General features: G+C 33.6%; 11 protein-coding genes and 1 tRNA gene. 4 read left to right on the top strand and 8 right to left on the bottom strand.

What is annotated here, in order from left to right; all coding sequences use genetic code 11:
- Positions 1-23: 23 nt before the first annotated feature.
- Positions 24-1,457 carry an NAD(P)-dependent oxidoreductase gene (locus H3T44_RS04425; RefSeq protein ID WP_155565313.1) on the bottom strand — a complete coding sequence of 478 codons (1,434 nt, stop codon included), beginning with the start codon at positions 1,455-1,457 and terminating at the stop codon, positions 24-26.
- Positions 1,458-1,557: 100 nt separating this feature from the next.
- Positions 1,558-2,520 (bottom strand): complex I NDUFA9 subunit family protein, encoded by a 963-nt coding sequence (locus H3T44_RS04430; protein ID WP_198196286.1) that lies wholly within the window; start codon positions 2,518-2,520, stop codon positions 1,558-1,560.
- 127 nt (positions 2,521-2,647) lie between these two features.
- On the opposite strand from H3T44_RS04430, the gene H3T44_RS04435 reads away from it, so the two are divergent.
- The 4 genes from H3T44_RS04435 to H3T44_RS04450 all read left to right on the top strand — a co-directional run bounded on the left by H3T44_RS04435 (position 2,648) and on the right by H3T44_RS04450 (position 7,300).
- Positions 2,648-2,734, top strand: a tRNA-Leu gene (locus H3T44_RS04435).
- Positions 2,735-3,517: 783 nt separating this feature from the next.
- Positions 3,518-4,120 carry a restriction endonuclease gene (locus H3T44_RS04440; RefSeq protein ID WP_198196288.1) on the top strand — a complete coding sequence of 201 codons (603 nt, stop codon included), beginning with the start codon at positions 3,518-3,520 and terminating at the stop codon, positions 4,118-4,120.
- A 1,436-nt stretch (positions 4,121-5,556) separates the two neighbouring features.
- Positions 5,557-6,006, top strand: coding sequence for a LexA family transcriptional regulator (locus H3T44_RS04445; RefSeq protein ID WP_198196290.1), 450 nt, complete (start codon positions 5,557-5,559; stop codon positions 6,004-6,006).
- A 28-nt stretch (positions 6,007-6,034) separates the two neighbouring features.
- Positions 6,035-7,300 carry a Y-family DNA polymerase gene (locus tag H3T44_RS04450; RefSeq protein WP_198196292.1) on the top strand — a complete coding sequence of 422 codons (1,266 nt, stop codon included), beginning with the start codon at positions 6,035-6,037 and terminating at the stop codon, positions 7,298-7,300.
- A gap of 174 nt (positions 7,301-7,474) precedes the next feature.
- Here H3T44_RS04450 and H3T44_RS04455 read toward each other — a convergent pair whose 3' ends face one another.
- The 6 genes from H3T44_RS04455 to H3T44_RS04480 all read right to left on the bottom strand — a co-directional run bounded on the left by H3T44_RS04455 (position 7,475) and on the right by H3T44_RS04480 (position 13,576).
- A complete protein-coding gene (locus tag H3T44_RS04455) occupies positions 7,475-8,491 on the bottom strand; it encodes a type II restriction endonuclease (RefSeq protein WP_255552114.1) in 1,017 nt (338 codons plus the stop codon).
- Entirely contained in the window at positions 8,455-8,694 is a 240-nt protein-coding gene (locus H3T44_RS09140) for an EcoRII N-terminal effector-binding domain-containing protein (RefSeq protein WP_198196296.1), read from the bottom strand. Before H3T44_RS09140 ends, H3T44_RS04455 begins: the two co-directional genes overlap by 37 nt.
- Positions 8,695-9,108, bottom strand: a complete 414-nt coding sequence (locus H3T44_RS04465) for a very short patch repair endonuclease (protein WP_232347513.1) — start codon at positions 9,106-9,108, stop codon at positions 8,695-8,697. It lies immediately after the preceding gene.
- A gap of 58 nt (positions 9,109-9,166) precedes the next feature.
- Complete coding sequence (gene dcm / locus H3T44_RS04470) at positions 9,167-10,369, bottom strand: DNA (cytosine-5-)-methyltransferase (RefSeq protein ID WP_198196300.1); 1,203 nt, start codon at positions 10,367-10,369, stop codon at positions 9,167-9,169.
- A gap of 561 nt (positions 10,370-10,930) precedes the next feature.
- Positions 10,931-11,449 (bottom strand): hypothetical protein, encoded by a 519-nt coding sequence (locus H3T44_RS04475; RefSeq protein ID WP_198196303.1) that lies wholly within the window; start codon positions 11,447-11,449, stop codon positions 10,931-10,933.
- Between the two features lie 1,296 nt (positions 11,450-12,745).
- Positions 12,746-13,576 (bottom strand): hypothetical protein, encoded by an 831-nt coding sequence (locus H3T44_RS04480; protein WP_198196305.1) that lies wholly within the window; start codon positions 13,574-13,576, stop codon positions 12,746-12,748.
- Positions 13,577-13,578: the final 2 nt, after the last annotated feature.

The raw sequence follows: 13,578 nt of genomic DNA on the forward strand, positions 1-13,578 counted from the left end.
CATTCAATTCTGGATATCTGTTTTCAAGCAGCAGAAACATTCTGTTTATTATTTTGTTGTTCAAGCCAATGGGCAATTTTTTCCGCCACATCCTGCCCATCCTTGACAGCCCATACAACAAGACTTGCCCCGCGTACAATATCGCCGCCTGCAAAAACGCCAGGTAAGGAAGTCATACGACTATGATGATTCAATTTTATGGTACCAGATTCATTTGTATCCAATTGGTCGTTATCCCACAGGGTGGTCAATGGTTCAGGATCAAATCCAAGTGCTTTGATAACCATATCCGCTTGCAGGGTGAAATGACTGTTAGGTATAATTCTGATTTTTTGTCTACCACCAGCATCTGGCAAACCCAATTCGGTTCTTAATGCGCGAATTGCCTCCACTTTTTCTTCACCTACAAAAGCATCTGGAGCTGCCTGCCAAATGAATTCCACACCTTCTTCTTCTGCATTTTTTACCTCTCGCATAGAGCCAGGCATATTTGCCCTATCTCGACGATACAAACATTGAACCGAGGTCGCCCCCTGACGAATTGCAGTTCTTAAGCAATCCATGGCAGTATCACCACCGCCAATAACGACAACTCTTTTACCCTTTGCATTCATTTCATTTTTATCGTTATTTTGCGTTTGAGAATCAATCAGATAATCCAGTGCCTGCACAATTCCATTAAGATTTGAACCAAAAAGGCTTACTTCTTTCTTTTTATAAACTCCCGTTGAAATCAATACCGCATCATGTTTATTTCTTAGATCCTCAAAAGCGATGGAATACTCAGCTGTTTTATCTGAGACACTTGTATTGAAATGGAAAATCACATTTGATTTCTCTAACCATTCCTGACGACGAGTTACAATATTTTTTTCAAGTTTAAAGGTAGGTATACCATAAGCCATTAAACCACCAGCCCGATCATAGCGATCATATACATGGACTTGATATCCTTTTTTTCGTAAAACAACCGCTGCAGCCAAACCGCAAGGTCCGGCACCAATAATTCCCACAGATTGCGATAGTTCTTCCAAAGGCATAATAGGTGTGACCCAATTCTGATCAAATGCATGATCGGTTATAAATGCTTCTACCGCTCCAATTGTAACACTTTTGTAATCCTCCTCAATTACGCAACTGCCTTCACACAAACGATCTTGTGGACAAATGCGCCCACAGATTTCAGGAAAACTGTTGGTTGCAGTTGAAAGTGCATAAGCTTCTGCCAAACGATTTTCAGCCGTAAGTTTCAACCAATCAGGAATATAATTTGATAATGGACATTTCGTTGTACAAAATGGAATACCACATTGTGAACAGCGACTGGCCTGAATTCTGGCTTGTTCCTCTGAAAAGCGTCGATAAATCTCGTTAAAATCATGTTTGCGTTCAACAGCATTACGTTTTTCAGGCTGCTGCTGATCTAAATTAACAAATTTAAGCATTAGGTTAGGCATAATTAAATTCCTTAATATTTAAGGCAGATTACACCTAAACTTTCTATCCTATTCCGTTTTTAATAAAAAGACAGTACTATTGACCTTTTATAACTTTTTTTCAAATATAGGCTTCTTTTTGTAATTTTTTTAATTCTTCAAAGTCGCAAGCAGGCCTGTAACAATATAGATAAGCGGGAGCGATCATTTCAATTGAAGATGGAACAATACGTAGAGATTCAAAATTTTTACCCTTGTGACCAGCAACAGAATCATATTTCATTAAATTAACCAATCGTGCGGTCATTAAGGAACCTGGCATATATTCTAGAAAATAAGCCATTAATTTTATAAAACCTGGACATAACCCGCTTACATCATTTTTTCGATGAACTATTTTTAAAACCTTGGAAATCAACTCACGATTAGTAAGTATTTCAGGACCTGCCAACTCGTAAATTTCCCCATTATTTTCTTCATTTTCAACAATCTTAATAACAGCATCAGCAATGTCCCCTGCATAGACAGGTTGTAAACGTGTATTAACATTATAAACTGGCATAATAGGGAAAAAAGTTGATAGAAATCCTAACTTATTCAAAAACTGATCTTCTGGACCAAAACTGATTCCAACCCTTACAATCGTTGAAGAAGGATATGTTTTCAATACGGTTTCCTCCCCCTTTTTCTTGCTGACCAGATATGAGGAGGGACTAGTGGAATCAGCACCCAAAGCAGAAAAATGCAATAAATTTTTGACACCTGCTGCACTTGCAATTTTTGCTATTTTTTCAGCGATTTTTACATTTATTTTTTCAAGATTACCCTTGCTTTTTCCAACAAAAGCTTCTGCCAGATTAATAACGACACTTGCACCTTCAATGGATCGAACAATAGTATTTTCTTGATCAAATGAACAAAACAATGGGGTAACCTGTCCAACATTACCAAATATTTTCTGTTCTCTCGTATGTGCAGGAAAAGGTACTGCCAATCTTATCACGTATCCCTGCTTAACCAACCGCTCAACAAGGTAATTTTCAATTAATCCATTACCACCAATAATCGTTGCTATTTTACGCATTAAACTTTCCCAGCTTCATAATCAAATTTATCGAATAGTGTTTATTCTCATTTGAAAAATTAAAAAAATCAAAAATTCCATTGACCAACTATAAGAACATCAGTAAGAAGTATCAATATATTTAAGAGCCCAAATGGCGGAATTGGTAGACGCGCAGGTTTCAGGTACCTGTAGCCGCAAGGCTGTGGAAGTTCGAGTCTTCTTTTGGGCACCATAAAAATGATAAACTAATCATGTAAAATGATATTTGGCACTACTGAATTGTATAAAATAATATAAATCTTTGTCAATTTTCTCATAAATTATTAAAAAAATATCTCACGAAACCCCTATTCATTTGTTTATGCTACCTAAATTTGCTTTTAACTTATTATTTTTCAGTTTTTATCTTTTTTATCCTTTTGCATCACAAGCTGCAACCAATAATTGGCAAATAGAATCTGTAACCAACAATCAAATAATTATTAAAAAAAAAGAAAAAAAATTTAATTTTTTTATCAATTTAAAGATCAATCAACCCATATTGATCAAGCTAGCCCTTATTCAATTCGATAATCAATTTAATAAGCAACCCTCAATTGTTTTCAAAACCGATCATCACTCTTACTATTTAAAAAAAAAGCAAAATACACATCCATTCATATATGAAACCTCATTGAATAAGGATCAAAGCAATATATTTGCAAAAGAAATTATTACAAAAAAAAACGCATACATTACATTTCCCAATCAAACTATTGAACTTTCCTTACAAGGAACAACATCGATATTCAATACGGCTTTGAAAATTATTTCCGAGGAAAAAAATTCTTATACAAATAATACAACTTTTTTTATTTTAAATAATTTTAAAAAATTAATATTTACATATCCATATCATTGTATTTGCATATCTATTATTGTTTTTATAACTATATTTACTATCCACAAGAAATTTACACTTAGAAATTCATTCCTGAAATTTACAAGCTTTTACCGTAAAAAAAGAGCTATGAAATTGGCAATCAATGAAATAAAACGTCATCGGAAAATATTAACACTTAAAAAAGAACAACTTTGTTATAAAGATGATTATGGCTCCATTATCGAAGATAGATGGTTCAAAGAAATACAACGATTTATTAAGACTAGAATTCGTCCGCGTCTGACAAAAAAAAATCTTGTTGATTTATTACCATCAATCAAAAAACAACTAGTCAAACATATTCATACAATTGTTGAACAAACAAATTTAGAAAAAAAACAAAATGTTAATAACGTCAATTATCTAAAACCTCTGGAATATGAAGCATTTTGTGCAAATTTACTGCAACAGATTGGGTGGGATGCTAAGGTGACAAACGCTAGTGGCGATCAGGGAGCCGATGTCATTGCCTATAAAAACAACAAGACATTAATTTTACAATGCAAATTGTATACCAAACCGGTTGGCAACAAAGCAGTGCAAGAAGTTTTATCGGCAAAAGAATTTTATCACGCTGATTATGCCGCCGTTGTTTCCAATGCTTCTTATACTGTTTCAGCCCGACAATTGGCAAGTTCAGTTCAAGTTGCCCTATTGCATCATGAACTATTGCAACAATTTGCCAAAAAACTGTAGCTGAAAACAAAATCAAAATCATTTTGATTTTTATACAAATCAACAAAAATTTATTAGTTCAATTTTTATTTGAATTTCAATGCTTTTTAATAATTTTATAATTAAAATATAAAAAAACAGTTAATTTTTTAATAATTAAGTATTGAATATCTTCATATCATTCCGTATAATATATTTCGCTTCCGGAAAATAGAATTGAAAACTTGTTTAAGCACCTTTTGTTCTCATTCTGTTTTTCGGCTTTTTAAATGTATTTATTATATATCATTACATATTGGTTTTCAATTTTAAAAATTAATAATTTTTTTGCATTTAAAAAATATTATTTTAATATTTAAACTAATTCATTAAATATATATATAATAAAATAAATAATTGATTTTTTGAATATATAAATACATTAATAAAAAAACCACCCCGTAGGGTGGCTATAATTCTAAACATTATGTTTAGTAATGTTTTACCGCATCTTCAAAGAAAAAATTTCTTCATTTTCAATTTACTAATATTAGGATTATTTACCATCTTTATTACCATTTGTTTCAACATTATTACTTTTAGTTAAAAATATGATAATATAAATTTTTCCAGTGATTGGCCACTACACAAACATAATGATAATTTATATCACCTTTTAAATTCACCTAACATACATGGTACAGTGAAAGAATAAGAAGCGGAAAAATGACCTAATTATTTGATGTTCCATAATTTTTGGTGTCGTAATTTAATCAGGCAAAATTACTAATTTCCCATAATATCCATTAACATCATGTATATTCGCACCAATGGGAATTTTTCCATATCACCATCAAGCTGTAATATTTGCTGTCCCGATGTAAACATAGATTGTCTATCTGGAACAAACCTGATTAATGGACAATTTACAATTGATCCATCTGAAGCTTAATATTGGTCATTGATTTTCAATTAAGATACAGCTAACGATATGTTATCATTCGTTTTTTAATAATGATTTCGTCATATCGATGATAAGTTTCATTTAAGAACCCGCAACATATATTAAGCGATATAACAAGATTATAATTATATACTCATAAAAATTGTCTGTATAAATCTAAATTTCATAATTTAACCTAATAAAAACTAAAATCAATTACTGAATACACTCCAATCTCAAAAGATAACCATCTGATTTATATATATAATTCATGGTATAAATAAATATATTCATTAACTTTAACGATTTATATCGGTCATAATTACCCAATATCTAAATTGTAGTTTTTCGAACTTTAAAATTCATTCTTACTATTAAATAATTAATCCGTTTATCCTAAATGATCCCATATCTCAAACTTGATAACAAAGCCAAATAAGTCATTCAAATAACTATAAAAATTTTTATTCTTTCATTGATTAATAGAAAATTAACTTTTATAGTCAGCCAAAAAATTATTTATGGAGATCAAATTATGGTTGAGACAGAAATAGTTTCCATTCACCCTGTCCATCCTGACACACGCAGATATTTTTTACCTCACATTGAAATGCTGGTGAAAGCGGGTTTCCCCTCTCCTGCAGATGACTATCTTGAAGGGAAACTGGAGCTCACAGAACATTTGGTTGATCATCCTTCTGCAACTTATTACATACGGGTTTCTGGAGATTCCATGATTAATTACGGTATTTTCGATCATGATCTTTTGGTAGTTGACCGATCGCTAGATCCCCGTCAGGGTGATATTGTCATTGTTTCTGTTGATGGAGAGTTAACCTGTAAAGCTTTGGCAATTAAAAACAATATCCCTTATTTGAAATCTGGCAACCCTAATTACCCCCCTATAGAAATCAAGGATAAAGAAACCATGATCTGGGGAGTGGTCATTCATACAATCCATTCTTTCAGAAACCGCAATCGTTAAAAACTGTTCAACCATAATAAATAAAATAATGATTGGATTAATTGACTGTAATAATTTTTACGTTTCATGTGAACGTGTTTTTAATCCAAAATTGGAAAATCGTCCGGTTGGTATTCTTTCAAATAACGATGGATGTGTTGTTGCCCGCTCTAACGAGCTTAAACCTTTCATCCCCATGGGAATGCCGGCATTTAAAATTCCTTCGGATTTACAAGAGAAAATCACTTTATTAAGTTCCAATTACGAACTTTATGGTGATATGAGCCAACGTGTCTTTGAAACAGTTCAGAATTATTTTTATCATGTTGAGCTTTATTCTATTGACGAAGCATTTATTCATTTGAATGGGGATCAGAAAACCAATAATTATTGTCGCCATGTTCAAAAAATCATTAAGAAAAACACTGGAATCCCTGTTTCCATTGGTCTGTCAACCACCAAAACTCTTGCAAAAATAGCCAACCATATCGCTAAAAAAGATAAAAAACATGAAGGTGTTTTCTGTTTAGATATTCATGGTCCTGATTTTAGACATGTTCTTGAAAATTTACCAATTTCTGAAATATGGGGCATCGGCCGTCGCTTAAATGCCAAACTGATCGCAATGGGTATTGAAAATGCCTGGCAATTAAAAAATTGCAGCCCCAAATTTATGCAACAGCATTTTTCAGTTGTTTTGGAACGTACTGTTCTAGAATTAAGAGGAATTTCCTGTATTGAACTGACAGATTTTCATACACCAAAAAAAAATATAGTCGCTTCTCGAAGTTTTGGTCAAAGTACCAACAACCTGTTTGATATTGAGGAAGCCATTCGCTTGCATACCTGCCGAGCTGCCGAAAAATTAAGAAAACAGCATTCCATTACCCATGCTGTTCTGGTTTTTTTAAGAACCAACCGTTTTCACGATCAATCATTACAATACAACCCTTCCTTTGCCATATCCATGCCATATCCTACAGATGATAGCCGAGAAATCATCAGGGCTGCTCAAAAAGGGCTTCGTAAAATTTTCAGGGCTGAATACCATTATCATAAAGCAGGCATAATGCTTTTGGATATCATCCATAAAAATCAAAGACAGCTTGATTTTTTCACCCATATCCAAAATGACCAATCAATCAAGCGCAATAATAGTCTTATGCAAGTGATCGACAGGATTAATCAACAAATGGGATCTCATACGATTCTCATAGGTGGACAGAGAAAAAAGGCAAGATGGCACCTTAAACGGGAACAGTTGAGCCAACGCTATACAACACGATGGGATGAAATATTGAAATTACGAATTTAAAATTCTTATCGGGTAAATTGATTCTGAGAATAATTATTATTCTATCTTGAAAAATTTATTAAATAACGGAGAAGATGGCAATCACAATATATAAATTACACCCGCTTTTGATAAGTTATCTTTAAAAGATATAAGTTTACCAGAAAACTATCACGATAAATTTTCGCATCTATATTAATTGGACAATAAACGCACATCTCCCACAAAAGATTCTAGGGTTTGAAGATGTCCTTGAATTTCCAAAGGATATTTATTTATTAAAGGTTTTGGCACCACCAATCTAACATTTGATTCACACATTTCCTGAAACTGATTTACCGAAACCCCTTCTTGCAATGTGAACAAATGTTTAACTGGAATACGATCCGCTTCATTTAATATTTGTCTCCATCTATCCTTACATGTTGTTTTAACAGCCAGCATTCTCAATTGTTTTGATAAAAAATGTTGATTTTTATAGGCATTTTCACATGGAAAAACAAAATCTGGTCTTTTACCATTTTCCGTCTCTGGTTGATATGAAAAATTTAACCCTTCCTTTAATTTCTCTTCTAAAAAAATCTCTCTAAGATGAAGCTCTAACGAACGACCTGACCGTGCTTTTCTTCTTTGCAAAATTTTTTTTGCTGTTTCAAGAAATGCGTCAATCGTACTAAATCCCTGCTGAATAAAAGAAAACTCTATATTTTTTTCAATATTTCTAAAAAGCTCAAATTCACAATTTCTACGTCTAATAAGACGCTCATCGATAGTATCACCAATATCAGGTATTAACTCAATTACTTTTTTAAAAATATCTATAGTTGTCGGAAAGTTATTTCTCCAATCTTCTGGTATATTCTCTGGTGACAAGCAACAAAAATTGGTTTTGTTCTTTTCTTCAAAGCAATTCCTATCCCAGGATCGAATAATATGTTTCCCGGGAATAATAACTCCTATAAGATTTTCAATCAAATCTTCCTCTGTTACATGATCACACACCCACACATTACAAAGAGAAACATCCCGTCCCTGTTGTCTTTGAAAAGAAAAAATGACCAAAGAACCCGTATTTTCAGGTTCAAGCAAAGCCGAATGCTGACCTCCCCAGTTTGTTATACGCACTTCATCTCGAGTTCCACCATCATGCCATTTGTTATTATACCATATTGCCGTTACATCCCTGATATCATGACAACTGTCAAGTCGCAGTTCGAATGTAACCCTTGGATTTTTTTACCACTATATTGCAATGATGGAAAAAGATCCATAAGCAGCTTTTTAGGCATGTAAGGACCAGCCTGATGAGATCCTGATGCCAAAGTATCATTGGCTGAAAGACGTTTTACATACCAGACCCTATCCATTCTTCTCTGTTCATTCAGCCAATAAGAAAGTTCATTTAATGAGGCCATTTACTTTCCTCTAACTTGCATATTATCATTACATTTACGAAACCAGTAATCGGTAATAGACATCAGGTCTTCTACAGAAACCTTTTTTTTCCCCTTAATGGCACACTCCCATATAATCATCGACCTCCAACCAAGTTCCCTAAGATTACAAATAGCATTCATATCCCTTTTCTTATTTGTCTCTATCTTATTTTTCCAGAATTCCACTCTTGATGAAGGCATCCTAAACAAATGGCAGTCATGCCCATGCCAAAAACAGCCATGAATAAAAATTACAGCATTATATTTTCGAAAAACCATATCTGGCTTGCCGGGCAGTTTATGATCATGCAACCTGTAACGATAACCTCGTGAATGCAATATTCTGCGTATAAACATTTCAGGAGCTGTATTTTTACAACGAATACACGACATTATTCTACTTCTAGTTTTCTGATCAACAATATCGATCATTTTAATAATGAAACACTTGTCAATTTTGCAAATGGGGAAGTATATGACTGGCAACAGCCTCAACAACAGGAACCACGACCGCATTTCCGAATTGCCTGTATGCCTGGGTATCCGAAACGGGAATTTTAAAATCTGACTGCCCAGGCCTGTCAAACCCCATCAGCCGCGCACATTCTCTCGGGGTCAACCGTCTCGGGTTTTTATCGCATCCCTGTGAGACAAGGATTTCAGATCCGTCCTTGTAATAGCGTGCCGACAATGTTCTGGCCACACTGTCATGATCGCACAGTCCAAAACCAAAACCGTTTCCCGCCTTTTTGTGCTTGTCAGCATAGTTTTGCAGATATTTCCATAATTTGTCGGATAACGTGTATTTTTCGGAAACAGAGGCTTTTTCCCCCACGGTATAGTGGCTTTCCGGTTTTTCACTACCGTTTTCAGGGTGCAGGATTGCCGAGAGGCGAGGCCCTGACAACGGATCGGGCAAGGATAATGTGTCAAAACTGAAATCGTTTTTATCCAGAAACCCGACGATAAAAATACGCTCACGATGCTGGGGAACAAACCCTTTTCCATCAATGATACGCCAGTGCAGGCAATACCCAAGCTCATGTTCCAACACATTGCGAATGATTGAAAAGGTTCTTCCCCTGTCATGACTGACAAGATTTTTCACATTCTCCAACAGGAAACATCTGGGACGATGATATCTGATAATACGCGCGACATCGAAAAACAGGTTGCCCTGTGTCTCACATGCAAACCCGTGCTTCAATCCCAGGGATATTTTTTTTGACACGCCGGCAATTGAAAATGGCTGACATGGAAAACCCGCCAGCAGGATATCGTGATGAGGTATATCCCGCTCACTTATTTTGGTTATGTCACCCGCAATTTCATGATTGCATGCGTAATTGGCCCTATAGGTTTTTTGCGAATACATATTCCATTCGCTTGTAAACACACATTGACCGCCAATCCGGTCAAATCCACGTCTCAACCCCCCTATGCCCGCAAACAGATCAATGAACCTGAATTTGCATTGCCCATTTCCCGCAATGGTTATCTTGTTTTGTAATAATGTCATAACAGCCTTACGCGGAACGGCTTCACCCTTTTCCCATCTATATAATGTTCTTTGTGTAAAACCTGCCTCATTAGCCAAATCTTTAATGGAAATCCCAGCCTGTTCTCGTAATTGTGCGAATTCTGTACGTAACATTTTAATCCAACATTATTTTATTTGGAAATAATATTGACATTATGTCATAAAATATTCAAAAATAAAAGCGTCAATAACTTTCCTGCAAAACCCTGACTACCGCAAAAATAACATCAATAACCATGATAACATCACCAAGTCTTATACTAAGCAGAACATTGATAATATATTGTAAATTTTAAAAAATTTATTTGTTTTTTTTAATAATCCTTAAGAACTACCCATTAATATGACAAGGTTGACAAATAAAAAAAAGATATAAATTTCTTTTTTATTAACTGATAATTTTTTCATAATATTAAAACATCATAAAGTTACAAAAAAAAACTTAATATTTTTGGGAAATGTAATTTATACAGAATAATTTATTGAATGGCGGAGAAAGTATATAACGAACTAAACTAGTAACAAATTGATAAATAAAATAAAATAAATTTAATATTTTTATCTTATTTATACCCCACATTATACCCCGAAATGAAAAAGCTTGTTTTTTTTATTTTAAATATATTTTAATAGCCTATAAATGCTTATTATTTTGAATAATAAAACATATAAATCCTAACAATCAATGGCCTGCTGGAAACGGTCGATATTCTTTTGCCAATCCGCCTTTCCCAACGCCGTATTGTAGTACTTCTTGTGATACTGGGCCATCGCTGTTGCATTCCTGGAATCTGGCAGTATCTCCCTGATCCGGATATAGAAAACGCGGCACATGGCCGCGGCAAAGAAAAGGTTTCCTGTCAATGTCTCTGGTTTCGGTATTCCCCTGTTGTCCAGGTTAAAATCACCCGCGATATGCATTAAAAGACTTCTTAGCGGTTGTCTTCTCGCATTGTTGAGATAATTGTCCCATATATCATTATAGGTAACGGGCTCCATCTGACATGGCCCCAACGCGGGCCCCTTGCCAAGCTGCCTGAGATATGTATAGTTGCATGCATATCCCTCCACCAGAAAAGTTCCCGTTACCTGATTGATCGCCCTCTGTCCACCAAGATTTATATAGTTCAGAGCTGGTGTTATCACCTCATGTTTCAAATGGTTCAGATAAATTCCACCTGTGATTTTGGTCATGATGATTTTTCTTTTTTAAAATGAGAAGTGGATAATAAAAAACCCACCGCAATGGGTGGGTGACTGAAGTTTTACTGTTGTAAAACAATAATTTTAATTATATGAATTCAACCTTATCAATTGATCTAGGTCGTCGATATTGCATTGTATTACTTTGGCTAATTCATTTTTTTCATAACCTAATTTATTCATATAAAAGTTTAAGACTTTATTCAATAATTTAGGTTTGCTTTCCTTTAAACCGTTTTCTTGACACATCAAGAGTTTTTCGCCAAATCCTGACAATCACATAGCTGTCATGAAAGACCATATTTGAATAAAGAATTTTACCTTGACCAAAAGAAAAGAAATTTCTTCATCTATTTTAAAAACCAAACATAAGCTTGATGCAAGGCGGCAACTTTTACGGAATAATCAGTTCCTAATAGGATAAATTAACAAGATTTTCAAATCTGATTTAAATGAAGACCAAAAAAAGAGGCACCATAAACAAACTTTTACAAACCATTATTTCAAAATACAACATCAATATACAATCAAATAATGACGCTCCTTTTTCTGATAAAATTCTAAAAGGAAACTTACAAAATGTTACCCATACACGTGAAGGAATTAAAAATATAAATTATTTGTTATCTTAAATATAATCATCAATTAAATCAGCATTAAAGATATTTAAAACATCATATATGTATAAACAAGACCATATTGCCAAACTTTAGGCTATTCAGAAATTAAAAGTTTATTTAGTAAAGCTAAACTCCAATTATATGCAATGTAAGGCAATTTCTGCAATTGCATATTTATAATTGGCTTATCTTCATCTTTTGCGAGACAGAAAAATTCATTCTCAACTGAAACTGCATAATGTACCATAAATCCACATCTTTATTTAAAAATGAATTAAATTAATAATTTGGATAGGTATAATTTTACTGACAGTAAATAACATTGAATGTCATTACAACATTATGTGATATTTTATAACAATAAAACGAATTTATCCATCAATATTAGTTTCTTAAACTAATATTATTATTAATACGTAATAAATAAAAATATTCAAGCTACATATAATATTTAAACTGCCACTGGTCCAAGTTTAACCCTTGGATGCTGTTTTGACATAATTCTGAATAATTATTACCCTCCAAGAGCACCACAATTATAATGCAGTAAAATTCTATATTTATGAAAATTTTGAAAAATTTCTTTAACAAGATGCATTATATATTACTCCTATAAATAATCTCCAATGCATCCTTTATCCATTTTGATTAATAATCAAGTGCACCATCATATATTTATTTCATATTGTATTACCAATTTTTTTGTGGCATCGGTTTTAAAATCAATTAATTTTCCAGTTTTTGTATCTGCAAAAGTCAACTTAAAACTTCCACCGGTCCAATCATACATTCCATGAAAAACATTGACTGTAAAATAATCACTAAGTTCTGGTAAGGACATCAATATTTTCGGATTAACGTACCAAAGATTATTTTCTGCATTTGCCACTTTCAGCTGATCATCCTGCAATATTAAGGTGCTGTTATCATCCCATTTTATCATATTCAAATTTAACTGTTGGAATTGGGTTTTATAAGAAAAATCTGGCAATTCACCGGCTTTACTCGCTTCGATTGTCAATGTCGAGGCAAACATTTTTCTTGCAACTGGATACATACTATTTGATATATTGACTTGTGCATCAAAAAATTTTCCGGATGCCATGGACGGACGGAAATGACCAAATGAAACTTGAATGATATCACCTGGATCGACAGGTTCATTGATGGTCAACTCAGCCGTATATACTCCAACCATTGTTGAATTTACATAATTTTCTGATGATTGTTTCCATACTCCGTTAGCTGATATCCAACGTACGGCAATCGAAGGATATTTTTGATTATCATCAGCTTCTTCCAAAGATACTGCCGTTACTGTAAGACTAACCGTTTCACCAAATATCGCGGGAACATTATAATATCCATAAGCATTACTGTTCGTATCTGTTGATTTAAATGTCCATGTTCCATCACTATTCTTGTCAATTGTTGATGTTCCATTTATTTTTATTGGAAATTGTGACAGTTCACGACCCGCTATTATAATATCTTTCATTT

This window comes from Commensalibacter sp. M0355, assembly GCF_016101365.1.
In the GTDB taxonomy this organism is placed as follows: Bacteria; Pseudomonadota; Alphaproteobacteria; order Acetobacterales; family Acetobacteraceae; genus Commensalibacter; species Commensalibacter melissae.

Bases quoted from the DNA above. Each gene is read 5' to 3' on its own strand.
- H3T44_RS09140 (WP_198196296.1), bottom strand. From the start codon at position 8,694: ATGGCCTCATTAAATGAACTTTCTTATTGGCTGAATGAACAGAGAAGA.
- dcm (WP_198196300.1), bottom strand. From the start codon at position 10,369: ATGTTACGTACAGAATTCGCACAATTACGAGAACAGGCTGGGATTTCC.
- H3T44_RS04425 (WP_155565313.1), bottom strand. From the start codon at position 1,457: ATGCCTAACCTAATGCTTAAATTTGTTAATTTAGATCAGCAGCAGCCT.
- H3T44_RS04445 (WP_198196290.1), top strand. From the start codon at position 5,557: ATGGTTGAGACAGAAATAGTTTCCATTCACCCTGTCCATCCTGACACA.
- H3T44_RS04450 (WP_198196292.1), top strand. From the start codon at position 6,035: ATGATTGGATTAATTGACTGTAATAATTTTTACGTTTCATGTGAACGT.
- H3T44_RS04480 (WP_198196305.1), bottom strand. From the start codon at position 13,576: ATGAAAGATATTATAATAGCGGGTCGTGAACTGTCACAATTTCCAATA.
- H3T44_RS04430 (WP_198196286.1), bottom strand. From the start codon at position 2,520: ATGCGTAAAATAGCAACGATTATTGGTGGTAATGGATTAATTGAAAAT.
- H3T44_RS04465 (WP_232347513.1), bottom strand. From the start codon at position 9,108: ATGTCGTGTATTCGTTGTAAAAATACAGCTCCTGAAATGTTTATACGC.
- H3T44_RS04475 (WP_198196303.1), bottom strand. From the start codon at position 11,449: ATGACCAAAATCACAGGTGGAATTTATCTGAACCATTTGAAACATGAG.